At 56.3% G+C, this 23,572-nt stretch carries 20 protein-coding genes and 1 pseudogene; 20 read left to right on the top strand and 1 reads right to left on the bottom strand.

Annotated elements, in window-relative coordinates; translation table 11 throughout:
- Positions 1 to 2 precede the first annotated feature (2 nt).
- The 18 genes and pseudogenes from BHD08_RS00270 to BHD08_RS00185 all read left to right on the top strand — a co-directional run bounded on the left by BHD08_RS00270 (position 3) and on the right by BHD08_RS00185 (position 19,116).
- The gene (locus tag BHD08_RS00270) at positions 3 to 875 is read left to right on the top strand and encodes a ParB/RepB/Spo0J family partition protein (protein WP_015278980.1); all 873 of its coding nucleotides are present in this window, start codon (positions 3 to 5) and stop codon (positions 873 to 875) included.
- A 133-nt stretch (positions 876 to 1,008) separates the two neighbouring features.
- Positions 1,009 to 1,407 (top strand): F0F1 ATP synthase subunit I, encoded by a 399-nt coding sequence (locus BHD08_RS00265; protein ID WP_080602191.1) that lies wholly within the window; start codon positions 1,009 to 1,011, stop codon positions 1,405 to 1,407.
- 14 nt (positions 1,408 to 1,421) lie between these two features.
- Entirely contained in the window at positions 1,422 to 2,276 is an 855-nt protein-coding gene (gene atpB, locus BHD08_RS00260) for a F0F1 ATP synthase subunit A (protein ID WP_015278978.1), read from the top strand.
- 57 nt (positions 2,277 to 2,333) lie between these two features.
- Complete coding sequence (gene atpE, locus BHD08_RS00255; protein ID WP_003290909.1) at positions 2,334 to 2,561, top strand: F0F1 ATP synthase subunit C; 228 nt, start codon at positions 2,334 to 2,336, stop codon at positions 2,559 to 2,561.
- A 92-nt stretch (positions 2,562 to 2,653) separates the two neighbouring features.
- Positions 2,654 to 3,124, top strand: a complete 471-nt coding sequence (locus BHD08_RS00250) for a F0F1 ATP synthase subunit B (protein WP_015278977.1) — start codon at positions 2,654 to 2,656, stop codon at positions 3,122 to 3,124.
- Positions 3,125 to 3,136: 12 nt separating this feature from the next.
- Positions 3,137 to 3,673, top strand: coding sequence for a F0F1 ATP synthase subunit delta (locus BHD08_RS00245; protein ID WP_015278976.1), 537 nt, complete (start codon positions 3,137 to 3,139; stop codon positions 3,671 to 3,673).
- Positions 3,674 to 3,688: 15 nt separating this feature from the next.
- Positions 3,689 to 5,233: a F0F1 ATP synthase subunit alpha gene (atpA, locus tag BHD08_RS00240; RefSeq protein WP_125020414.1), complete on the top strand. Its 1,545-nt coding sequence runs from the start codon at positions 3,689 to 3,691 to the stop codon at positions 5,231 to 5,233.
- 50 nt (positions 5,234 to 5,283) lie between these two features.
- On the top strand, positions 5,284 to 6,150 hold the full coding sequence (atpG, locus tag BHD08_RS00235) for a F0F1 ATP synthase subunit gamma (protein WP_015278974.1): 867 nt from the start codon (positions 5,284 to 5,286) through the stop codon (positions 6,148 to 6,150).
- 30 nt (positions 6,151 to 6,180) lie between these two features.
- Positions 6,181 to 7,557 (top strand): F0F1 ATP synthase subunit beta, encoded by a 1,377-nt coding sequence (gene atpD / locus BHD08_RS00230; protein ID WP_015278973.1) that lies wholly within the window; start codon positions 6,181 to 6,183, stop codon positions 7,555 to 7,557.
- A 74-nt stretch (positions 7,558 to 7,631) separates the two neighbouring features.
- A complete protein-coding gene (locus BHD08_RS00225) occupies positions 7,632 to 8,060 on the top strand; it encodes a F0F1 ATP synthase subunit epsilon (RefSeq protein WP_003303687.1) in 429 nt (142 codons plus the stop codon).
- A 147-nt stretch (positions 8,061 to 8,207) separates the two neighbouring features.
- Positions 8,208 to 9,566, top strand: a complete 1,359-nt coding sequence (gene glmU, locus BHD08_RS00220) for a bifunctional UDP-N-acetylglucosamine diphosphorylase/glucosamine-1-phosphate N-acetyltransferase GlmU (RefSeq protein ID WP_125020413.1) — start codon at positions 8,208 to 8,210, stop codon at positions 9,564 to 9,566.
- Positions 9,567 to 9,652: 86 nt separating this feature from the next.
- A pseudogene (locus BHD08_RS23350) lies at positions 9,653 to 9,758 on the top strand (lysine transporter LysE); the annotation flags it as partial.
- Positions 9,759 to 9,857: 99 nt separating this feature from the next.
- Positions 9,858 to 10,640 carry a DeoR/GlpR family DNA-binding transcription regulator gene (locus tag BHD08_RS00210; RefSeq protein ID WP_125020412.1) on the top strand — a complete coding sequence of 261 codons (783 nt, stop codon included), beginning with the start codon at positions 9,858 to 9,860 and terminating at the stop codon, positions 10,638 to 10,640.
- 2 nt (positions 10,641 to 10,642) lie between these two features.
- Positions 10,643 to 12,493 (top strand): glutamine--fructose-6-phosphate transaminase (isomerizing), encoded by a 1,851-nt coding sequence (gene glmS, locus BHD08_RS00205; protein ID WP_125020411.1) that lies wholly within the window; start codon positions 10,643 to 10,645, stop codon positions 12,491 to 12,493.
- 287 nt (positions 12,494 to 12,780) lie between these two features.
- Positions 12,781 to 13,638, top strand: a complete 858-nt coding sequence (locus BHD08_RS00200) for a TnsA endonuclease N-terminal domain-containing protein (protein ID WP_125020410.1) — start codon at positions 12,781 to 12,783, stop codon at positions 13,636 to 13,638.
- Positions 13,638 to 15,818, top strand: a complete 2,181-nt coding sequence (locus BHD08_RS00195) for a Mu transposase C-terminal domain-containing protein (protein ID WP_125020409.1) — start codon at positions 13,638 to 13,640, stop codon at positions 15,816 to 15,818. Before BHD08_RS00200 ends, BHD08_RS00195 begins: the two co-directional genes overlap by 1 nt.
- On the top strand, positions 15,815 to 17,275 hold the full coding sequence (locus BHD08_RS00190) for an ATP-binding protein (RefSeq protein ID WP_125020408.1): 1,461 nt from the start codon (positions 15,815 to 15,817) through the stop codon (positions 17,273 to 17,275). The genes BHD08_RS00195 and BHD08_RS00190 overlap by 4 nt, the downstream gene beginning before the upstream one ends.
- Before the next feature lie 14 nt (positions 17,276 to 17,289).
- Positions 17,290 to 19,116 (top strand): TnsD family Tn7-like transposition protein, encoded by a 1,827-nt coding sequence (locus BHD08_RS00185; protein WP_125020407.1) that lies wholly within the window; start codon positions 17,290 to 17,292, stop codon positions 19,114 to 19,116.
- A gap of 10 nt (positions 19,117 to 19,126) precedes the next feature.
- Here the strand turns inward: BHD08_RS00185 and BHD08_RS00180 are convergent, their stop codons facing one another.
- Entirely contained in the window at positions 19,127 to 20,785 is a 1,659-nt protein-coding gene (locus tag BHD08_RS00180) for a TniQ family protein (RefSeq protein ID WP_160128623.1), read from the bottom strand.
- 425 nt (positions 20,786 to 21,210) lie between these two features.
- Between BHD08_RS00180 and istA the strand changes: the two genes are divergently transcribed.
- Together istA and istB are read left to right on the top strand one after the other, a co-directional pair.
- The gene (gene istA, locus BHD08_RS00175; protein WP_125020941.1) at positions 21,211 to 22,710 is read left to right on the top strand and encodes an IS21-like element ISPst3 family transposase; all 1,500 of its coding nucleotides are present in this window, start codon (positions 21,211 to 21,213) and stop codon (positions 22,708 to 22,710) included.
- Positions 22,703 to 23,506, top strand: a complete 804-nt coding sequence (gene istB, locus BHD08_RS00170; protein ID WP_011911830.1) for an IS21-like element ISPst3 family helper ATPase IstB — start codon at positions 22,703 to 22,705, stop codon at positions 23,504 to 23,506. Before istA ends, istB begins: the two co-directional genes overlap by 8 nt.
- Positions 23,507 to 23,572 lie beyond the last annotated feature (66 nt).

Below are 23,572 nucleotides of genomic sequence, written 5' to 3'. Positions count from 1 at the left end.
TCATGGCGACCAAGAAAAGAGGTCTAGGACGGGGACTCGACGCCCTGCTCGGCGGCGCCAGTGTCTCGGCGATGCAGGAAGAGGCCGCCAAGGTCGATACCCGTGAACTCCAGCATCTGCCGTTGGACCTGGTTCAGCGCGGCAAGTACCAGCCACGCCGCGACATGGATCCGCAGGCGCTCGAAGAGCTGGCGCAGTCGATCAAGAACCACGGCGTGATGCAGCCCATCGTCGTGCGCCCGATCAGTGGCGGCCGTTTCGAGATCATCGCCGGTGAGCGTCGCTGGCGGGCCAGCCAGCAGGCCGGACTGGAAAGCGTACCGGCGCTGGTTCGCGAAGTGCCGGACGAAGCCGCCATCGCCATGGCACTGATCGAGAACATCCAGCGCGAAGATCTCAATCCGATCGAAGAGGCTGTCGCGCTGCAGCGCCTGCAGCAGGAATTCCAGCTGACTCAACAGCAGGTGGCCGACGCGGTCGGCAAGTCCCGCGTCTCGGTCAGCAATCTGCTGCGCCTGATTGCGCTGCCGGAAGAGATCAAGACCCTGCTGTCCCATGGTGATCTGGAAATGGGCCATGCACGCGCCTTGCTCGGCTTGCCGGCCGAACAACAGGTCGAAGGCGCGCGGCATGTTGTCGCACGTGGCCTGACCGTACGCCAGACCGAAGCGATGGTGCGCCAGTGGCTGAGCAGCAAGGAAGCGCCCAAAGTCGAAGTGAAGGTTGATCCCGACATCAGCCGTCTGGAACAGCGCCTGGCGGAACGCCTGGGCTCGCCGGTGCAGATCAAGCATGGCCAGAAGGGCAAGGGGCAGCTGGTTATCCGCTACAGTTCGCTCGACGAATTGCAGGGCGTATTGGCACACATCCGCTGATACAAATTGTTTGTAGTGCCGGTCGGAAAATACTACCGGAGTGTTGAACCCCGGCTGGCCTGCTCCTATACTCGCCGCGCTTTTTTGACTGCGGACAATTATTTACGCGGCCTGCTGCAATGATGGAAATCAGGTGAACATACGCAACAGAACACCCTTCCATCGTCTACCGGCTTTTCGCGTATTGCTGATGCAGGCGATGGTCGTAGTAGTGACCGCTGTCTCATGTGGCCTGGTTTTTGGTATTGTCGCCGGCTACTCCGCGCTGTGCGGTGGTCTGATTGCGCTGTCGGCGAACGTGTATTTCGCGTACAAGGCCTTTCGTTACTTTGGCGCACGTTCGACCCGGGCGATCATCCAGTCCTTCTGGTCTGGCGAGATGGGTAAACAGATTCTGGCAGCAGCGCTGTTTGCGTTGGTGTTCGTGGGAGTGAAACCGCTGGAACCGATCGCCTTGTTTGCCGGCTATCTGCTGGTGCTGGGAGTCGGAGCAAGCGCGCTCCTGCTGATGAAAAACAATCCGAAGCATTGAGCATTGAGGCGTTTATGGCGAGTACCCCCGCTGAATATATCCAGCACCACCTGCAAAACCTGACCTACGGCAAATTGCCGGCAGGTTACGAGCGTGCTGATGGCTCCGTTCTCGATCAGGCCACCTGGACCATCGCTCAGACTGGTCTCGAAGCGCGCGACATGGGCTTCATGGCATTCCACCTGGATACCCTCGGCTGGTCTCTGCTGATGGGCGCCATCTTCATTCTGCTGTTCCGCAGCGCCGCCAAGTCTGCCACTGCCGGGGTACCGGGCAAGCTGCAGAACTTCGTCGAGATGTGCGTAGAGTTCGTCGAAGGCGTGGTCAAGGACACCTTCCACGGCCGTAACACGTTGATCGCCCCGCTGGCTCTGACCATCTTCGTCTGGGTGTTCCTGATGAACAGCCTGAAGTGGATTCCGGTCGACTACATCCCGGGTCTGGCCAGTCTGCTCGGCCTGCCGGCGTTCAAGATCGTTCCGACTGCCGACCCGAACGGTACCTTTGGCCTGTCGCTCGGCGTGTTCATCCTGATCCTGTTCTACAGCGTCAAGGTCAAGGGCTTCGGTGGCTTCAGCAAGGAGCTGGCGTTCACCCCGTTCAATCACTGGTCGCTGGTGCCGTTCAACCTGTTCCTCGAGATTCTCGGCCTGCTGACCAAGCCGCTCAGCCTCGCACTGCGTCTGTTCGGCAACATGTACGCCGGTGAGGTGGTGTTCATCCTCATCGCTCTGCTGCCGTTCTACGTGCAGTGGACCCTGAATGTGCCTTGGGCGATCTTCCATATTCTGGTGATTCCGCTTCAGGCCTTCATCTTCATGGTACTGACGGTGGTGTACCTGAGCTCTGCCCATGAAGAACATCACTGAAACGCGCTAACGCTTTAACCGAAAAACCTTAACCCCCCTTAGCTTCAGGAGCTTTACATGGAACTCGTCTACATCGCCGCCTCCATCATGATCGGTCTGGGTGCCCTGGGCACCGGTATTGGCTTCGCCCTGCTGGGCGGCAAGCTGCTGGAATCCACTGCTCGTCAGCCTGAGCTGGCTCCTCAGCTGCAAACCAAGACCTTCCTGATGGCCGGCCTGCTCGACGCCGTACCGATGATCGGCGTTGGTATCGCGATGTACCTCATCTTCGTTGTCGCCGGCTAATCACTTTCCGGTTTGAGATGGGGTTCGCCGGGCGAGCCCCGTCGCCGTGGAATGACTCCCGCGTTGAACGAGATAGCACGAGGTAAATCGCTGTGAACATTAACTTGACGCTGTTCGGTCAAACGCTCGCCTTCGCTATCTTCGTCTGGTTCTGCATGAAGCTCGTGTGGCCGCCAATTACGGCAGCCATGGCAGCGCGCCAGAAGAAGATCGCTGAAGGACTGGATGCGGCAGGCCGTGCGCAGCAAGACCTGAAACTGGCTCAGGACAAGGTGTCCAACACCCTCCGCGAGACCAAGGAGCAGGCAGCCCAGATCATCGAGCAGGCGAACAAGCACGCTAACGCGATCATCGAGGAAGCCAAGCAGCAGGCACGTACCGAAGGCGAGCGACTGGTCGCCGGCGCCCGCGCCGAGATCGAACAGGAAGTGAACCGTGCCAGGGACCAACTGCGCAGTCAGGTAGCGGCTCTTGCCGTCGCCGGTGCAGAGAAGATCCTGGAGTCCCAGGTGGACGCCAAGGTGCACAACGAGCTGGTCGAAAAACTGGCCTCCCAACTCTAAGCGAGGCAAGCGATGATCAATACCCAGACGCTTGCTCGGCCTTACGCGAAAGCCGCTTTCGAGTTCGCCAGCGCCGCAGGACAGACCGATTCCTGGTCGAAAATGCTGAACCTGGCCGCCATCGCTGTTGAAGTCCCAGAAGTCGCAGCGTTGCTGAACGACCCCCGCCTGACCAGCGAAAGCAAGGTCCAGGGGCTGGTGCGTCTACTCGGTGACGATGCCGACGAAGCTTTCCGCAACTACGTCCAGACCCTTGGCGAAAATGATCGCCTGTCGGTTCTGCCGACCGTATGGGAGCTGTACGAGGACATCAAGGCGCAAGCCGAGAAAACGCTCGAGGCAGAAGTTGAAACCGCCTTCGAGCTCAGCAACGAGCAACTCCAAACTTTGGCTGCCGCCCTGTCGAAGCGGCTAGATCGCACCGTCAACCTCCAGCAGGCCGTGAATCCTGCTCTGATCGGCGGCGTGTTGATTCGCGCCGGTGATGTGGTTGTCGACGGTTCGGTCCGCGGCAAACTGAGCCAGTTGGCCGAATCGTTGAAATCCTGATTTGAGGGTCATGGCATGCAGCAACTGAATCCTTCCGAGATTAGTGAAATCATCAAGCAGCGCATCGAGAAATCGAATGTCGCTGCTCAAGCCCGTAATGAGGGCACCGTCGTCAGCGTTTCTGACGGTATCGTACGTATCTACGGTCTCGCCGACGTCATGTACGGCGAAATGATCGAGTTCCCTGGCGGCGTCTTTGGTATGGCACTGAACCTGGAGCAGGACTCCGTAGGTGCCGTGGTTCTGGGTAACTACCTGGGCCTGACCGAAGGCATGAGCGCCAAGTGCACCGGCCGCATCCTCGAAGTTCCGGTTGGTCCGGAACTGCTGGGTCGCGTAGTCGACGCACTGGGTAACCCGATCGACGGCAAAGGCCCGATCAATGCCCAGGCAACTGACGCGGTCGAGAAGGTCGCGCCTGGCGTGATCTGGCGTAAGTCAGTCGACCAGCCGGTGCAGACCGGTTACAAGTCGGTCGACGCCATGATCCCGGTAGGCCGTGGCCAGCGCGAGCTGATCATCGGTGACCGTCAGATCGGCAAGACCGCCCTGGCCATCGACGCCATCATCAACCAGAAGAACAGCGGCATCCGCTGCGTCTACGTAGCCATCGGTCAGAAGCAGTCGACCATCGCCAACGTGGTTCGCAAGCTGGAAGAGCACGGCGCCCTGCACAACACCATCGTTGTCGCTGCGTCCGCTTCCGAATCCGCTGCGCTGCAGTACCTTGCGCCGTACTCCGGTTGCACCATGGGCGAGTACTTCCGCGACCGCGGTGAAGACGCGCTGATCGTCTATGACGATCTGTCCAAGCAGGCTGTGGCTTACCGCCAGATCTCCCTGCTGCTGCGTCGTCCGCCGGGACGTGAAGCCTACCCGGGCGACGTGTTCTATCTCCACAGCCGTCTGCTGGAGCGCGCTTCGCGTGTTTCCGAAGAGTACGTCGAGAAGTTCACCAACGGTGCCGTGACTGGCAAGACTGGCTCGCTGACCGCTCTGCCGATCATCGAAACCCAGGCCGGCGACGTTTCCGCGTTCGTTCCGACCAACGTGATTTCCATCACCGACGGTCAGATCTTCCTGGAATCGGCCATGTTCAACGCAGGCATCCGTCCGGCCGTCAACGCCGGTATCTCGGTATCCCGCGTGGGTGGTGCTGCGCAGACCAAGATCGTCAAGAAGCTGTCCGGTGGTATCCGTACCGCTCTGGCTCAGTACCGTGAACTGGCTGCGTTCGCGCAGTTCGCTTCCGACCTCGACGAAGCTACCCGCAAGCAGCTCGAGCACGGTCAGCGTGTTACCGAGCTGATGAAGCAGAAGCAGTACGCGCCGATGTCCATAGCCGACATGTCCCTGTCCCTGTACGCCGCCGAGCGTGGCTTCCTGACGGACGTGGACGTGGCCAAGGTTGGCGCCTTCGAGCAGGCCCTGATCGCCTTCTTCAACCGCGAGTTCGCCGATCTGATGGCGAAGATCAACGTGAAGGGTGACTTCAATGACGAAATCGACGCTGGCCTCAAGGCTGGTATCGAGAAGTTCAAGGCCACTCAAAGCTGGTAAGCCGCAGCGGGAGCCGAGAGGCTCCCGCCTGCTAACCCGATAGGTGTCAAATGGCAGGCGCAAAAGAGATTCGCAGCAAGATTGCGAGCATCAAAAGCACGCAGAAGATCACCAGCGCCATGGAAAAGGTGGCCGTCAGCAAGATGCGCAAGGCACAGATGCGCATGGCTGCCAGCCGCCCTTATGCGGAGCGGATCCGGCAGGTTATCGGCCATCTGGCCTTTGCCAACCCGGAATACCGTCACCCGTTCATGGTGGAGCGTCCGGTCAAGCGTGTCGGCTATATCGTCGTGTCTACTGATCGTGGTCTGTGCGGTGGCCTGAACATCAACCTGTTCAAGGTCCTGATCAAGAACATGAAGGAGTGGCACGATCAGAAGGTCGAAGTCGACCTCTGCGTGATCGGCAACAAGGGCGCGAGCTTTTTCCGCAGCTTCGGCGGCAACGTCGTCGCAGCGATCGGCAACCTCGGCGAAGAGCCGTCGATCAATGATCTGATCGGCAGCGTCAAGGTCATGCTGGACGGCTTCCATAACGGCCGTATCGATCGCTTGTACCTGGTATCCAACAAGTTCATCAACACCATGACCCAAAAGCCGACGCTCGATCAGCTGCTGCCCCTGGCTGCAGACGAGAGTGCCGAGCCGGTGAAGAAAGGTCAGTGGGACTACCTCTACGAGCCGGACGCCCAGCAGCTGCTGGATGCTCTGCTGGTTCGTTTCATCGAGTCCCAGGTCTATCAGGCCGTGGTTGAGAACGGCGCAGCCGAACAGGCCGCGCGGATGATTGCCATGAAGAACGCAACCGACAACGCCGGTGAGCTGATCAGCGACCTGCAACTGGTCTACAACAAGGCCCGTCAGGCTGCGATCACTCAGGAAATTTCGGAAATCGTCGGCGGCGCTGCCGCGGTTTAAGAACGGTTCAAATATTCAGAGGAACCAAACATGAGTAGCGGACGTATCGTTCAAATCATCGGCGCCGTTATCGACGTGGAATTTCCGCGCGATCTGGTACCGAACGTCTATGACGCGCTGAAAGTTCAAGGCGCCGAGACCACCCTGGAAGTCCAGCAGCAGCTGGGCGACGGCATTGTCCGTACCATCGCCATGGGTTCGACCGAAGGCCTCAAGCGTGGCCTGGACGTCGTCAACACCGGCACCGGTATCTCCGTGCCGGTCGGCAAGCAGACCCTGGGTCGCATCATGGACGTCCTAGGTAACCCCATCGACGAAGCCGGCCCGATCGGCGAAGAAGAGCGCTGGACCATCCACCGCGCTGCTCCGTCCTACGCAGAGCAGGCTGGCGGCAACGAGCTGCTGGAAACCGGCATCAAGGTTATCGACCTGGTTTGCCCGTTCGCCAAGGGCGGTAAGGTCGGTCTGTTCGGTGGTGCCGGTGTCGGCAAGACCGTAAACATGATGGAGCTGATCCGTAACATCGCGATGGAGCACAGCGGTTACTCCGTGTTCGCCGGTGTGGGTGAGCGTACTCGTGAAGGTAACGACTTCTATCACGAGATGAAGGACTCCAACGTTCTGGACAAGGTTGCCCTGGTTTACGGTCAGATGAACGAGCCGCCAGGAAACCGTCTGCGCGTGGCACTGACCGGCCTTACCATGGCCGAGAAGTTCCGTGACGAAGGCCGTGACGTACTGTTGTTCGTCGACAACATCTACCGTTACACCCTCGCCGGTACCGAAGTATCCGCACTGCTGGGCCGTATGCCTTCCGCGGTGGGTTACCAGCCGACTCTGGCCGAAGAGATGGGCGTTCTGCAGGAGCGCATCACCTCCACCAAGAACGGCTCGATCACCTCGGTACAGGCCGTATACGTACCTGCGGACGACCTGACCGACCCGAGCCCGGCGACCACCTTCGCCCACCTCGACGCCACCGTCGTACTGTCGCGTGACATCGCCTCCCTGGGTATCTACCCGGCGGTCGATCCGCTCGACTCGACTTCGCGTCAGCTGGATCCGCTGGTCATCGGCCAGGAGCACTACGACACCGCTCGCGGCGTTCAGTACGTGCTGCAGCGCTACAAGGAGCTGAAGGACATCATCGCGATCCTCGGTATGGACGAACTTTCCGAGACCGACAAGCAGCTGGTATCCCGTGCTCGTAAGATCCAGCGCTTCCTGTCCCAGCCGTTCTTCGTGGCCGAAGTCTTCACTGGCTCGCCAGGCAAGTACGTTCCGCTGAAGGAAACCATCCGTGGTTTCTCCGGCATCCTCAGTGGCGAGTACGACCACCTGCCGGAGCAGGCGTTCTACATGGTCGGCAGCATCGACGAAGCCATCGAGAAAGCCAAGAAACTGTAACTGGCGCGCCCGTTCGCGGGCGCCAACCAGCCTGACCGGCAGCTGTTGGTCAGGCTGATTACCGAGGCATGAACATGGCTATGACAGTGCATTGCGACATCGTCAGTGCGGAAGAAGAGCTGTTCTCGGGGCTGGTGGAAATGGTCGTCGCCCACGGCAACCTGGGTGACATCGGCGTTCTGCCGGGTCACGCGCCGCTGCTGACCGATCTCAAGCCGGGTCCGGTTCGAGTGATCAAGCAGGGTGGTGACGAGGAGATCTTCTACATCTCCGGCGGCTTCATCGAAGTGCAGCCGAACATGGTGAAGGTTCTCGCCGATACCGCTACGCGCGCCAAGGACATCGACGAAGCCGCCGCTCAGGCTGCCGTCAAAGCTGCCGAGAAGGCCCTGCACGAGAAGGGCGCGGAGTTCGATTACGGCTCCGCCGCCGCTCGCCTGGCCGAGGCCGCAGCCCAGCTGCGAACCATCGAGGCAATGCGCAAGAAGTACGGTCGGCACTGATCGACTCGCGACTTCATCGCGCACGAGTAAAAGGGTAGCCTTGGCTACCCTTTTTCTTTTTCTGCCATTTGACGGCACCGACGCCAGTTGCACCCGGGAAAGACGCACGGGTGAGCTGCCGGGCCGATACCGTTCAGGAATCGCTGCATGTCTCTCGATATCGTCATTCTCGCCGCTGGCCAGGGCACCCGTATGCGCTCGGCCCTGCCCAAGGTGCTGCACCCGGTTGCCGGAAAATCCATGCTCGGGCACGTCATCGATACGGCCCGCGCGCTGCAGCCGCAGAGCATTCAGGTGGTCATCGGCCACGGTGCCGAGCAGGTGCGCCAGCGGCTGTCCGGTGATGACCTTGACTACGTGGTTCAAGCCGAGCAGCTGGGTACCGGGCATGCAGTGGCCCAGGCGTTGCCGAATCTCTCGGCCGAGCGTGTGCTGATCCTCTATGGTGATGTGCCGCTGATCGAAGCCGAAACGCTACAGCGCCTGCTGCAGAAGGTCGGGCCGGAGCAGCTGGCGCTGCTGACGGTTACGCTGGATGACCCGACCGGCTATGGCCGGATCGTGCGTGACGCGCGCGGCGAAGTGCAGGCCATCGTCGAGCATAAGGATGCCAGCGACGAGCAGAAGGCGATCCGCGAAGGCAATACGGGGATTCTCGCGGTTCCGGGCAGTCGTATTGGCGAATGGCTTGGCCGCCTGTCCAACAGTAACGCCCAGGGCGAGTATTACCTGACGGATGTGATCGCCATGGCCGTCGCCGATGGCCTGCGCGTGGCCACCGAGCAGCCGCTGGATGCAATGGAAGTGCAGGGCGCCAACGACCGCATCCAGCTGGCCGAACTGGAGCGCCACTACCAGCAGCGCGCAGCCCGGCGCCTGATGGCGCAAGGCGTCACGCTGCGCGATCCGGCGCGCTTCGACGTGCGTGGGGAGCTCAGTGTCGGTCGTGATGTGCTGATCGATGTGAACGTGGTGCTGGAAGGCACAGTGGTCATCGAAGACGATGTGCAGATCGGGCCGAACTGCGTGATCAAGGACAGCACCCTGCGCCGCGGCGCGATCATCAAGGCCAACTCCCATCTGGAGGGTGCGGTAGTCGGCGAGGGCGCGGATTGCGGGCCATTCGCGCGTCTGCGTCCGGGCGCGGTACTGGGCAAGAAGGCCCATGTCGGTAACTTCGTCGAGCTGAAGAACGCGACGCTGGGTGACGGTGCCAAGGCCGGTCACCTCAGCTATCTCGGTGATGCCGAGATCGGCGCGCGGACCAACATCGGCGCCGGCACCATCACCTGCAACTACGATGGTGCCAACAAGTTCAAGACAGTAATGGGCGAGGACGTCTTTATCGGCTCCAACAGCTCGCTGGTGGCGCCGCTGCATCTGGGCGACGGCGCCACGACTGGTGCTGGCTCGACCATCACCGAAGACGTGCCGGCACACACTCTCGGGCTCGGTCGTGGGCGTCAGCGCAATATCGACGGCTGGCAACGGCCGACCAAGAAGTGAAGCAAGCCCGGCTCGGCCACGCTGATAGCCGGGCTCGCCGCGGCATAGCGGGGTTTCGAAGCCCGGCCAGGGTTCGGCAAAGCGTCCATCGTCTCGCCGAGCGCATGTGGGCCAATCCACATTGCGCGCGGGCTGGAGAAGCTTGCCGGGCTGTTTCTGCTCGGCTGCGGCGTCAAGCTGACACTCAACTGAATGGGCTTGCCGCTCTTCGCTTCGGCGAATACCGCGCTTGCAGCTGACGAATGCTTATGTTTTGATTCGCGCCATTAACTTTCGAATCGAAACATATCAATGTCGAAGCGCAACACACCGCAACGTCGCCACGCCGTTCTCGCTCTGCTCAATGAGCGTGGCGAAGTCAGCGTCGACGAGCTGTCCCGGCGCTTCGAGACCTCGGAAGTCACCATTCGCAAGGACCTCGCGGCGCTGGAGAAGAACGGCTTGCTGCTGCGTCGTTACGGCGGTGCGGTGCCGCTGCCTCAGGAACTGATCGGCGACAACGTACAGCCCGTCTCGCCTTACAAGCAGGCGATTGCCGGCGCCGCGGTAGGCTGCATCCGTGAGCATGCGCGCATCATCATTGACAGCGGCACCACGACCGCGGCGATGATTCCGCAGCTGGGTCACAAGCACGGGCTGGTGGTCATGACCAACTCGCTGAACGTGGTCAATGCGTTGCGCGAGCTGGAGCACGAGCCGGTGCTGCTGATGACTGGCGGCACCTGGGATCCGCATTCGGAGTCTTTTCAAGGGCAGGTCGCCGAGCAGGTACTGCGTTCGTATGATTTCGACCAGCTGTTCATCGGCGCCGATGGCATCGACCTGGAGCGCGGCACTACGACGTTCAACGAGCTATTGGGGTTGTCGCGCGTGATGGCCGATGTCGCGCGTGAAGTCATCGTGCTCGCCGAGGCCGACAAGATCGGCCGGCGCATTCCCAATCTTGAGCTGCCGTGGAGCAGCGTGCACACCCTGATTACCGATGAGCGTCTCAGCGACGAGGCGCGCACCAGCATCCTGGCCCGTGGCGTGAAACTGATCTGCGTGGCCGTTGAACCCAATCTGGAGACCTGATTATGTGTGGCATCGTTGGCGCCGTCGCCGAACGCAACATCACCGCGATTCTTCTCGAAGGCCTCAAGCGCCTCGAATACCGTGGCTACGATAGCGCCGGTGTCGCCGTGCTGGATGACAGCGGCACGCTGGAGCGTCTGCGCCGCAACGGCAAGGTCGCTGAGCTGGAGCAGGCTCAGCAGCAGACGCCGCTGGTTGGCCGCCTGGGCATTGCCCACACTCGCTGGGCGACGCACGGCGCGCCCTGTGAGCGCAATGCCCATCCGCATTTCTCCGGCGACGATCTGGCTGTGGTGCACAACGGCATCATCGAGAATCACGAGGCGTTGCGCGCCCAGCTCAAGGACATGGGCTACGTGTTCGTTTCCGACACCGATACCGAAGTCATCGTGCACCTGCTGCACCACAAGCTGGAATCGCTGGGCGATCTCACTGCAGCGCTCAAAGCAGCGGTCAAGGAGCTGCATGGCGCCTATGGCTTGGCGGTAATCAGTGCCAAGCAGCCGGATCGTCTGCTCGCCGCGCGCAGCGGCAGCCCGCTGGTGATCGGCCTCGGGCTGGGCGAAAACTTTCTCGCTTCCGACCAGCTGGCCCTGCGTCAGGTCACCGACCGCTTCATGTATCTGGAAGAAGGCGATATCGCTGAGATCCGCCGCGATTCCGTGCAGATCTGGGATGTCGATGGCCAGCCGGTGCAACGCGAGGCGGTGCAGTATCACGAAGGCGCCGAGGCGGCCGACAAGGGCGCGTATCGCCACTTCATGCTCAAGGAAATTCATGAGCAGCCCAAGGTGGTGCAGCGCACCCTGGAAGGCCGCCTCGGCGACCGTCAGGTGCTGGTGGAGGCGTTCGGCCCGCAGGCCGGCGAGCTGTTCGCCAAGGTGCGCAACGTGCAGATCGTTGCCTGCGGCACCAGCTATCACGCCGGCATGGTGGCGCGGTACTGGCTGGAAGAGCTGGCCGGCATCCCCTGCCAGGTCGAAGTGGCCAGTGAGTTCCGCTACCGCAAGGTGGTGGTGCAGCCGGACACCCTGTTCGTCACCATTTCCCAGTCCGGCGAGACGGCCGATACGCTCGCAGCGCTGCGTAACGCCAAACAGCGTTCCACGGAAGAGGGCGGCTATCTCGCCAGCCTGGCGATCTGCAATGTCGGCATCAGCTCGCTGGTGCGCGAGTCGGACCTGACCCTGCTGACCCAGGCCGGTCCGGAAATCGGCGTTGCCTCGACCAAAGCCTTCACCACCCAGCTGGTCGGTCTGATGCTGCTGACCCTGTCGCTGGGGCATGTTCGCGGCACGCTGAGCGCGGCCAGCGAAGCCGAGCTGGTCGAGGAACTGCGCCGACTGCCGACGCGTCTGGGCGAGGCGCTGGCGATGGACACTACGGTGGAGAAGATTTCCGAGCACTTCGCCGAGAAGCACCACACGCTGTTCCTCGGCCGCGGCGCGCAGTATCCGGTGGCGATGGAAGGCGCGCTCAAGCTCAAGGAAATCTCCTACATCCATGCCGAAGCCTACCCGGCCGGGGAGCTCAAGCACGGCCCGCTGGCGCTGGTGGACGCCGACATGCCGGTGGTCACCGTGGCGCCAAACAACGAGCTGCTGGAGAAGCTCAAGTCGAACCTGCAGGAAGTTCGCGCTCGTGGCGGCGAACTGATCGTCTTTGCCGATCGCGAGGCCGGGTTCGACAACGCTGAAGGCATCTTCGTGGTGAACATGCCGCACATCCATGACGCCCTGGCGCCAATCCTCTACACCCTGCCGCTGCAGTTGCTGTCGTACTACGTCGCCGTGCTGCGCGGCACCGACGTCGACCAGCCGCGCAACCTGGCCAAGTCCGTAACCGTCGAGTGACGGCCGTTGTTGGTCAGCTGAGCTGGTTTTTGCCAAAAAATATTGTCAAAAGACAAAATATTTTGACAGCAGACAAAATTATATGACAAAAGGTAAGCCTCTGATTTACAACACTTTATCAGAGGCTGCTCGCCCGCCTATCTGGAATCACGTATACGCTGACCAAACGAAGCTAATCTGTCTTCGCGTTTTAAAACTTATCCACAGCCAGTGAAGTGTCCTAGGACTTTTGAGCGAATTTTCAAACTTTGGATGATGGGTGTGGCTGAAGGCACCGGGAGGCTTGTTTGCGAGGTCGTAGCTTTAGAACCCAGTCCGACATTGATCGGCATATCGAAAAAGGTTTTGGGCAAGGGAGTCTAGAGCACTACGTACCATGGCTACGGGTGCAGGATGTTCCATCTCACGGGCGGTCTCGCAAGATACATGGAACCAAGGTCAATCGTCTTCATCACCTTCTTTCTGATTTGGAATATGGCTACCTACTTCTGCTTGAGTTTTCTGACCGGGTAATAGATATCAGAGAGCAATATCCCCTTTTGCCTCAATCGTCAGCGCAATCGATTGCTAACGCGTTGAATATCTCTTACCCGGTTTATCCGGGAACAAAAGTTCCTTTGGTGATGACCACCGATTTCGTAATCACGCTGCGTCAGCCTGACGGAAGCAGCAGGTTAGTTGCGCGTACAATCAAATACTCTGATTCATTTGACTCGGGCCGAGGACTTAAGCGCACTTTAGAAAAGTTGAAGATAGAACGAGAATTTTGGAAAAGTCGCGACATTGACTGGACCGTCGTTACGGAAAAAAACATACCTGCAATCCTGAGCAGTAACTTAGATTGGTTTCGAAAAGGGGCTGCGCTAAAAAGGGAGCTACAGCAACGTACATTGATCGTTAGTTTCCTCGATGAGGTTAATAGCATGCGAGAGTTTCAATGGCCTCTTGAGCGTATGCTCAGGAGTATTGCTAATTCGCTATTTATCCCTTATAGCGACGCCAAAAACATATTTATGCACCTAGTCTGGAATAAGTATATAACTCTTAATCTAGTAGCCGAGCGGCTAACGATGAAGAGTGTTTTGATAATCGCAAATGTCTTGTACCCCGCCGAAGATTATAGATATGAGAGCAGGGCTAGCTGATGTCATATCTAAATATCAACGACGTAATTGAACCAGTTACCGAAACCACAGAGTTGCAACGATTGGCCAGGGTGCTTTGGCTGGATGCTATAAGCGATCAGGTCGTACTTTTTGACATGACAGAGACACCCAAAAGACCTTGGGTGATGCGTTTGTCAGAGCTAAGAAGTATTTTGGATAATGGTGATATAAAGACGGCAACTATCGTACCTAGCCCCTTTATGTTGCGGATTGAAGAAGATCTTTCTGAAAAAGAGAAATATTTTCGTGATAAAAACTGGCGGCGTATCCAGAATTTGATTGAGACGGAAATTCCGGGAGAGATATTTCAGCCTGGAGCTATGGGGCGCTTAATAGCTGACCAAGCGCTAAAGTTAGAAATACACAAAAAAACTATATATCGACTACTGTACCGATACTGGATGAACGGCCAGGTACGTAACGCGTTACTACCTGATCGTTTTAACTCTGGAGGTCCAGGTAAGAACAAACAGTATAGGGATGGAAAAAAACCCGGCCGCAAAGTTTATTTTCAAGGGGTGGAAGCTGATACTCAGTCAAAGGTACTGACGGAGGCCGACAAGAACTGCATAAAGGTAGGCTTTTCTTTATTTGCAACCGGAAAAGTAGGCACTATCACTGATGCTTACATAAAAATGCTCAGGCGTTTTTATACATCAAAAACGCAGCCAGGATATTGTATAGAGCCACCACTGCTCCCCGCAAATGAACTACCAACGGCTAGGCAGTTCGCATATTGGGGGCACAAAGCGTATGACGATATTACTGTTCTTAGAGGAAGAAGCGGTGAGCGAAATTGGCAAAAGGATCATCGCCCGTTAATTGGTACTGTTCGAGATGGCCTTCGTGGTCCTTGCCATTTGTTTGAAATAGACGCTACTGTGGCAGATATATATCTGGTCAGTCGATACAATCGAGACTGGATTATTGGCCGTCCTGTCATTTATGTGATAATTGATACTTTCTCAGGGATGATCACTGGTGTTTATGTAGGCCTTGAAGGGCCGAGTTGGAACGGTGCCCGTCAGGCACTGTTTAATGCGTTTACTCAGAAGAAGGAATTTTGCGCGGATAATGGTGTTGATATTACTCCGGACGAATGGCCTTGCCACCACTTACCTCATGAAATCTTTGCTGACAGAGGCGAGATGTTGGGGCAGGCTGCAGAAGGCCTGGCCTCAGGGCTCAGGATAAACCTTGGTATAGCTCCTCCTTATCGACCGGACTGGAAGGCTATCGTAGAGAGCAGTTTCAAAGTTCTGAACGTTACTACCCAAATACATTGGATCCCCGGTGCAGTGCGTAAGAGGAATAAAGAACGGGGAGAGCGTGATTATAGGCTGGATGCTACGCTCAATTTGGCAGAGTTCACGAAGATTATTATTCAGGGAATACTCCATTATAATAAGCACAATCGGCAGCCCGACCGCCTTACCAAAGAAATGATAGCCGATCAGGTGGAACCTACCCCAATAGGTATATGGAGTTGGGCGCTCCGGAATGATCGAATCGATGAAAATACCCAGGCTGACGAACTTATCTACCTACATCTTTTACCCCGAGATAGGGGTTCTATACAAAAGGGAGGGATTAAGTTCAAGGGTATGTTTTACATTTGTGACTTGGCCGTTGAGCAGAACTGGTTTGCTAGAGCAAGACATAGAGGGGTTAGCAGCATTCTTTGTTGGTATGACCCTAACAGCACTGAGCATATTTGGATCCAAAATAATCAAGGTAAATTTCTACGCTGTGATCTAAGGAAATCTGAAATTCGCTATCACGGGTACCGGTTTGATGAAGTTATAGACATGCTCGCCATCATCAAACAAGAATCCCCAGACAGCAAGTACACCAAGCTAGTCGGTAAAGTCTCGCTAGATGGAGAAATATCTGGTGTCGTTAAAGCTGCGAAAAAAGATAAATCCTTAACAACTCAAGTTTCGTCCAAGTCTGAAAAGATGGGTAACATTCGTAGTAATAGAGCTAACGAACGCTTGCAAGAACGTAAGGATTCGTTCGTACCGGATGACTTGCGATCTTCTGTCCCGCCGCAATCCGACGCGATTTCTAGCGTTGGTGTTGCGGAAAATTACGCGGGTGCCCGCAGCGCCGAGGTCATTGACCTGCTGAGTCGGCTTCGTCCAGGAGCTAAAAAATGACCGTACTTACGCATGCGGTCGCGCGGTATGAGGAATCGCCTGTTTTGGAGTTCCAAGGGAACCCGTTGATAGAGGCGTTACCGCCAATCCTCTGTGAGAGCGATGCGGCCTCGTTGATCATGAATTTTCCGCCTGTGAACGAGCATGAGCGCGAACTCGATAGCGCGGTCCGCCTTCACTGCATCGATCGCTTACGTACGGTCGTTCAGCCTTTGCCGGTACATCTTGAACTGGAATCAACTCTTTCTTCTTTGATTCGTAGTGGATATGTAGGGCGTAATCCGCTTTCGCCGACGACCGTAAGACACCTTCACTCGCTTTCAACGAGCAGAAGGACATCTGATGGGTTTCGGTCCACTGCAACGACCTTCAGCTTGGTTGGGTTGAGTGGGATCGGAAAATCGACGGCACTTGAATCAATCCTTCGTCTTTATCCGCAGACAGTTCTCCGTGAACGCTACGGAAAGCGTCAGTTTGTACAAACTCAAATCACTTGGTTAAAGCTGGATTGCCCGTTCGATGGATCGCTAAGCGGTTTGTGCCGGGCGTTCTTCCGAGCAGTGGATCAGGCTATTGGACAAGACCGATATGCAAACAGCTACCGCTCTCGGAGTGGCTTACCCGACACGATTCAACGTATGGAACAGGTCGCGAGTACCTATTTTATAGGCGCATTGCTAATCGACGAAATTCAGCATCTTCGATCGGCTCGAGCCGGTGGAAAAGACAACATGCTCAATTTCTTTGTCAACCTGATCAATTCGATTGGCATCCCCGTTGTGTTCATTGGGACTAACTCAATGATCAGCCTGTTTTCGGACGTGCTTCGAAATGCTCGACGTGGATGTGGTCTTGGCGTTATAGAGTTTGAAAGGTTCGAGAAGGACGATCCTTTCTGGAAGATGTTGGTTGAGTCCTTGTGGGCCTATCAATGGTGCCGTGAAGTTAGTCCGCTGACGGATGAGTTACTCGACGTACTCTATGATTTGACTCAGGGTGTCACCGATTTCCTGGTTAAGCTAGTTATCCTAGGCCAGCGTTTTGCTATTCAGCACGGCGAGGAGCGCCTCGTTCCAAGCACATTCAGACGCGTGGCCGATACCAAGATGAAAATCCTGAAACCGGCATTGTCGGCCTTACGTAGTCGGGACCCTAGGCAGTTAGGACGGTTTGAAGACCTATTGCCAATTGATGCCCAACTTGAGGGCATGATGCTGCTGAGTTCAGACGACTTGTCGAAACGTTATTCGCTACTGAGTAGCATTAGTCCAGCATCAACGCCGAAAGCGCAGGGCGTACCGAAGGCGCCTGCCCCAAAACTTGCCACGGCGTCCTCCCAAGAATCCGCAGAACTGTCTGAGATAGCCAATAGTGAAAACCCCCTTGAGCAATTGCGGAAAGAGGGCTGGCTATGCGAGCAGACGTTTGAGTTCTGTGACGCCTACAGCGATAGGTAGGATTGAGGTGGGAGATGGATACTGGGCCAGGTTTTTTCTTATCTCCCTTCCCAGACGAAACACTTCACAGCCTGTTGAGTCGTTACTGCCGGCTGACCGGGTTTGCTTCAGTCCGCCAAGCATTCAGCAACGTTGAGCACAGCTATACCTTTACCCGGAACACAAGCTTCCCTTGCCATTTAAAAGAATCGGAAAGGCTTTTGAAGCCGGTTACTGGGTTGGACACAAACGCTCTTATTTCACGACATACTCTGCTGCCGTACTTCCAACCATTTATGTCGCCAGAGCAGCTAGTGATGACGCGCCGCCAAATGGAAAGCAGGAACGGTCAAGGGTTGAAAATGCGGCTTGGACTCATTGCAAGCTCTCTAGAGCGATACGTTCGGGTTAGATTCTGCCCGGTGTGTCTTGCTGAGGATGATCAGAAACATGGTCAAGCCTACTGGCATCGCGTACATCAGCTTCCAGGGGTTTGGATATGCCCCCATCACGTACAGCCCCTCTCGATCATCGAACCGGTTTGGATCCGGGACAAAGCTACACGGTGCTTCCTGCCGACTGACGATAATTTAGATGCTCACGCCCTAGCACTGGAAGTCAGTGCCATTCAGAGAGACAGGCTATACCGTCTCGCGGCTCTTTCTTGGTCTGCGCTCGATCGAGATTGTGACCCGCTGCAACATCACGTGCTCCAGCAAAACTTGCTACGAGGGGCACAGGCTCATGCGCTCGTGAGTTCCACTGGCAGGCTTCGGCTGACGCCGTTGGCTGACATGTTGTCGATCTACTTCAAAGGGTTGCCCAGCGCCGGGGAATTTTCACGACTGTGCCCAGTGCGCGCAAAACAAGCTCCTTCTTGGGTCCTCAAGTTACTGCGAAAGCCAAGAGGCGCCCATCATCCGCTACATTATTTGCTTCTTGCGGATGCGCTTGAACTGAACTTCGATGATTTAGCTGTCCAGCGTTCTGTCCAGATGCCTATGTCGAAAAGTATAGCGACGAAAGTGACCGCCAAAACTGGTGGCTTAGCGCACACGCTCAAAGAAATGTACTCAGAAGGGCATTCACTTCGCCAGATTGGAGCTGTGACAGGAGTCAGCGTCTCTACGCTTCACGTCTATGCCGTTCAGCTTGGAATACATGTTCGTGCTCGCCCATCCATTCTACTGCCAGCCCTCAGGCAGCAAATCCGTGATCAGCTAGTTTCAGGTAAGGCCTTTTCTGAAGTAGCTACCGATTGCAGTGTTTCATTGGCGTCGGTGTATAGAGTTCTAAGGATGGAAACCGATCTTAAAGACATGTTGTCAGGGTTGCGAGTGGAGCGAGACCGAGAAAACCGCCGTCTTCGTTTTATTATGGAACGTGAGAGGAACACGGCAGCTCACGCGTGCACCGATTACGCTTGGCTTTACCGTAACGATAGAGTTTGGTTGAAAGGAAAGGTCCAGTGCATTAGAAAGATTGCTCGTAAGCGCACCGCTGTTATTGACTGGCCAAGTCTGGATAGAGAGTTGTCTCTTCGAATTCGAGAGTGCGTGAGTAGCCTCAGAGCCCGTCCAGGTAAGCCACTACGGATCTCTGTTGCGCTGATAGGGCGTGAGCTGAATTCATCAACACTGTTTGAGAAGAAATTGCTGCTGTTACCCATCTGTAGCTTAGAGCTTAAGGCAACCTGTGAAACGCTCGATCAATTTCATCACCGAAGAATAGAATGGGCTGCTAAAGAACTACGTGCACGTAATGCAATTTTCGGGGCTGCGACTTTATTGAGGTTCGCAGCGATTCGTCCGCCAGAGGGTAATGCAGCTTCGTATCTTATGAAATTGATCAACGAAGCTTAGCCACATGGAGCTAGTCTAATTTAGCCATACGAGCTTTTTGGTAAGCTCGGCCGGCATAGCCTGCATCGACTGTTATAGGGCCAGACCATTGGCGCGTGATCGAAAGTCTGTTCATCTCATCTACTAGGCTGAATTTTTGATTCACCATTACTTCGATGTTCCAGCCAAAGTGGCTGAGAATTGAATTGCAGCTTATTCTATTGATTTTTATCAAGTCACTCAAATTAACAATAGATGGTTTAAGGTCAAGCCTTTTGAGTTCGTGTATTCCCCATATCATCCGCCGGACATGGAAGTGCCAAAGGGATTCATAGTGCTCTTTGATTTTTTTTGACACTTCAGGATAAAGTTTTTCTCTATCTTGCCCACCTGGCAACTTTTTAGGTAGAAGAGAAAGGATATTGCCGATATTTACTCTCTTAGGTTTAGACGAGAGCGCGTAAAGACCCTCAATTCCGTCCTCGATGGTCTTTGCATATTTTATATCGACTAAACTAGTATCGGGCTGCGTCGTTCCAGATAAATAGGAGAGTAACCAACTACGGTCGTGTTTAAATAGCCATGATGTTGCCTTCAATGAGTTCTTCCAGCAGTCTTCTAATGTTGAATCCGGCCAACGGTTTACAATCTGCTGTATCTTAGTCCTGTAAACTGAGCATTTACTTTCCGTTGATTTGAGCTGCTTTGAATCTGTCCTGCGGGCTCTTACGAAAGGCACGCTCTGTTGATTTTGCAGGGTGCTCTTAAAGAAGTTAAAATCCCTAAATAGGAAAAAGCTTAGTATCAAATGCCGTGTTACAGGCATATCTAATTGATCATCTATTGTAGAAAGGCGAATCCACGTTTTTGTCTTCTTGGCAGCGTATGCAGCGTCCGCTTGACAGAGGAATTCGTCTCCGAAGGTCTCGACTATACCGTTGAATAATGATGCCTGTGAAACTAGACTGCCAGCTCTTAGCCCTAGCACGGAGGCTTGTGTTCTGTACGCATGCGCAAGGGATTCTTGCGAGATACTTGGAACGTCTCCGTGCAACAGCTCTTTGCAAAAAATTGCAAATTCGTTCTCAAGTAGGGGAGCGGGTTTATCGCACGTGTTTGCACTAACTGACCAGCCACACTCACAGGGTAACCACGGCATTGTTAGAATTCGATTTTTCGTATAGAACGGCTTTGAACAAAATTGACATGAACTTATCAGAGTTTCACGGTGCTTCCAGCAACTGGAAACTCCTGGTATCTGGTGAGCTCTATGCCAATAGCTGGAGCCAAACTCATATTCGTCGCTCTCGCAGCATGCAATGCAAAGTTTAGCTGTGCCGTGTACGCCGACCACGCGCTGAGGAATTCGTGACAGCGCTGTTGTCGAAGTATCTTGGCTAAGTTTTTTGTGAGAGTTCACGGTTCCAAGAAATGATGTAAACAATGGCAGAAGCGTATTGGTATGTAGTAACCGTTTAAGGTTGTCTTCAGCTTCCCCTGGGAGCCGTTCAGCTAGCTGAGATATCTTCTTCGGAACAACAACGTCCAAAGGAAATGGGGCAGCGCCGAAAGCATCTCGGAAAGTCAGAGGTTGTGTTTTGTTGCCTGATAGAAAATGGTAGCGAGAAACTCTTGAGTGTAGTGTTTCATCGGGAAGTGAAGGTGGAAAAAATGGAATCTTGTGCTGCACTGTTACAACTCCCGCTTCCCATATAAGTTCAAGCTAAACGTAACATGGTTTCCATACACAAGTCTCCCGTCGGTTGCCCAGCGTGATCAGAGAACAGCCTAAAAAGTTCAGCATGGATAATTTAATGTGTTGGTCAGGGACGGCCAATGTGCATACGTTACGACAAGCCATACTGTTACTATAATTACGTTCATCGAGTCGACCTAGCTTTTAAATAAAGGCGTTACTCACGACTCGGTGATAGTTACTAGACTCTTAGCCGGACCGAGCGAGGCATGGTCAAACGTAAATCGCCGTTTGGGCCTCTATCTGTTGCCGCTGACCGAAAACTGACCCAGTAGAGGCTGTTCTGCCGACTGAAAACTGACCCAGGTGTTCAACTGCTCCTGCTCAATTTTTGAGCAGGAGAACACAGGGTGATCAGTATGGAAATGATGGGCAAAATCCGCCGGATGTATTTCCGCGACAAGCTGTCGCTGCATGAGATAGCCAAGCGCACCGGGTTGGCGCGCAACACGATTCGCAAGTGGGTCAGAGCACCTGAGGCCAAGCCGCCGGTCTACCAACGCCGCGCGATCTTCAACAAACTCAGCCCTTTTCACGCCACGCTGGAGCAGGCGCTAAAAGCCGATTCGCTGCGGCCCAAGCAACAGCAGCGCAGTGCCAAGGCGCTGTTGGCGCAAATCAAAGCCGAAGGTTATGACGGTGGCTACAGCCAGCTCACCGCGTTTATCCGTGCCTGGCGAGGGGGACAGGGCAAGGCGTCGCAGGCCTTTGTGCCGCTGACCTTTGCTCTTGGCGAGGCGTTTCAGTTTGACTGGAGCGAGGAAGGCTTGCTGGTCGGCGGCATTTACCGGCGTATGCAGGTGGCACATCTGAAGCTGTGTGCCAGCCGTGCGTTCTGGCTTGTGGCGTATCCGAGCCAGGGCCATGAGATGTTATTTGACGCCCATACACGCTCGTTCGGCTCCTTGGGCGGCGTGCCGCGCCGGGGCATCTACGACAACATGAAGACCGCCGTCGACAAGGTCAATAAGGGCAAAGGCCGGGCGGTGAATGCGCGCTTTGCGGTGATGTGCGCGCATTACCTGTTCGATCCGGACTTCTGCAACGTCGCCGCTGGTTGGGAAAAGGGCATCGTTGAAAAGAACGTGCAAGACAGCCGCAGGCGTATCTGGCTAGACGCCCAGGACTGCCAGTTTCACTCCGTCGAGGAACTCAATGCCTGGCTGGGCCAGCGCTGCCGCGCGCTTTGGAACGAGCTGACGCACCCTCAATACAGCGGGCTGAGTGTGGCCGAAGTGCTGGAGTTGGAGCGCGCTGAACTGATGCCTGTGCCAGCGCCATTCGACGGTTACGTCGAGCGGCCTGCGCGGGTCTCCAGCACCTGCCTGGTCAGCGTCGGGCGCAACCGCTACTCGGTGCCGTGTGAGTACGCGGGTAAGTGGGTCAGCAGCCGTTTGTATCCGACGCGAATCGAGGTGGTGGCTGACGACGCGCTGATCGCCAGCCATGTCCGCTTGCTGGATCGCGACCAGGTCAGCTATGACTGGCAGCACTACCTCCCGCTGATCGAACGCAAGCCCGGTGCGCTGCGCAACGGCGCGCCCTTTGCTGATCTGCCGGCGCCGCTGCGTCAGCTTAAGCACGGTCTGGGGCGTCATGCCGGCGGTGACCGGATCATGGCGCAAGTTCTGGCTGCCGTACCAGTCGCCGGGCTCGATGCGGTGCTGGTGGCTGTTGAGCTGGTACTGGAAAGCGGCAGCCTGAGCGCCGAACACATCCTCAATGTCGTGGCGCGCCTGGCCGCGACCGAACCACCACCCAGCGTCGAAACCCACTTGTCGCTCAAGGAAGCCCCCGTCGCTAACACGGCGCGCTACGACCGCCTGCGTGGCCAGGCCGAGGAGGTCGGTCATGCGTGATTTGATGGCGGAACTCAAGGAGCTGCGCCTGCACGGCATGGCCACGGCCTGGGCGGAGTTAACTGCACAGGGTGAGTCGAACACAGCCTCGTCCAAGTGGCTGCTCGAACACCTGCTGGAACAAGAGCACACAGATCGCGCCATGCGCTCGGTGAGCCACCAGATGAACATGGCCAAGCTGCCGATGCACCGCGATCTGGCCAGCTTCGATTTCAACGCCTCTAGCGCCGACGCACGCCTGATCAGCGAGCTGGCCAGCCTGGCCTTTACCGACACCGCGCAGAACGTGGTGCTGATCGGTGGGCCAGGCACCGGTAAAACCCACCTAGCCACCGCGCTGGCCGTGTCCGGCATCACCCGGCACGGTAAGCGCGTGCGCTTCTACTCCACGGTCGATCTGGTCAATCTGCTGGAGCGCGAAAAACACGACGGCAAAGCCGGGCGGATCGCCCAGGCACTGCTGCGCATGGATCTGGTCATCCTCGACGAACTGGGTTATCTGCCGTTCAGCCAGGCTGGCGGTGCGTTGCTGTTTCACCTGCTGTCCAAGCTGTACGAACACACCAGCGTGGTGATCACCACCAACCTGAGCTTCGCCGAATGGTCGAGCGTGTTCGGCGACGCCAAGATGACCACCGCCCTGCTGGATCGGCTGACCCACCACTGCCACATCGTCGAAACCGGTAACGAGTCCTATCGCCTGCAACACAGTAGCTTGGCGGCCCAGGCCAAGATCAAATCACGGGAGCGAAAGCGTAAGGGCGGCCAGGAACCGGAGGACGATGAGCCGTTCTGATTTCATGGCGACGACGGCCTGCTACATGGCTGCGTGTGGCAGGTCTTAAACAACTGAACTGGGCTA

Origin of the sequence: Pseudomonas sp. SCT (genome assembly GCF_003864275.1) — a bacterium.
Taxonomy (GTDB): domain Bacteria; phylum Pseudomonadota; class Gammaproteobacteria; order Pseudomonadales; family Pseudomonadaceae; genus Stutzerimonas; species Stutzerimonas stutzeri_AE.
Note: the sequence above shows the minus strand (reverse complement) of the source record. Positions and strands in the feature narration are given on the sequence as shown.

Coding starts and splice junctions, on each gene's coding strand:
- atpA (WP_125020414.1), top strand. CDS start 3,689: ATGCAGCAACTGAATCCTTCCGAGATTAGTGAAATCATCAAGCAGCGC.
- glmS (WP_125020411.1), top strand. CDS start 10,643: ATGTGTGGCATCGTTGGCGCCGTCGCCGAACGCAACATCACCGCGATT.
- BHD08_RS00190 (WP_125020408.1), top strand. CDS start 15,815: ATGACCGTACTTACGCATGCGGTCGCGCGGTATGAGGAATCGCCTGTT.
- BHD08_RS00245 (WP_015278976.1), top strand. CDS start 3,137: ATGATCAATACCCAGACGCTTGCTCGGCCTTACGCGAAAGCCGCTTTC.
- BHD08_RS00270 (WP_015278980.1), top strand. CDS start 3: ATGGCGACCAAGAAAAGAGGTCTAGGACGGGGACTCGACGCCCTGCTC.
- atpB (WP_015278978.1), top strand. CDS start 1,422: ATGGCGAGTACCCCCGCTGAATATATCCAGCACCACCTGCAAAACCTG.
- BHD08_RS00210 (WP_125020412.1), top strand. CDS start 9,858: ATGTCGAAGCGCAACACACCGCAACGTCGCCACGCCGTTCTCGCTCTG.
- atpE (WP_003290909.1), top strand. CDS start 2,334: ATGGAACTCGTCTACATCGCCGCCTCCATCATGATCGGTCTGGGTGCC.
- BHD08_RS00185 (WP_125020407.1), top strand. CDS start 17,290: ATGGATACTGGGCCAGGTTTTTTCTTATCTCCCTTCCCAGACGAAACA.
- atpG (WP_015278974.1), top strand. CDS start 5,284: ATGGCAGGCGCAAAAGAGATTCGCAGCAAGATTGCGAGCATCAAAAGC.
- istB (WP_011911830.1), top strand. CDS start 22,703: ATGCGTGATTTGATGGCGGAACTCAAGGAGCTGCGCCTGCACGGCATG.
- BHD08_RS00195 (WP_125020409.1), top strand. CDS start 13,638: ATGTCATATCTAAATATCAACGACGTAATTGAACCAGTTACCGAAACC.
- glmU (WP_125020413.1), top strand. CDS start 8,208: ATGTCTCTCGATATCGTCATTCTCGCCGCTGGCCAGGGCACCCGTATG.
- BHD08_RS00225 (WP_003303687.1), top strand. CDS start 7,632: ATGGCTATGACAGTGCATTGCGACATCGTCAGTGCGGAAGAAGAGCTG.
- atpD (WP_015278973.1), top strand. CDS start 6,181: ATGAGTAGCGGACGTATCGTTCAAATCATCGGCGCCGTTATCGACGTG.
- istA (WP_125020941.1), top strand. CDS start 21,211: ATGGAAATGATGGGCAAAATCCGCCGGATGTATTTCCGCGACAAGCTG.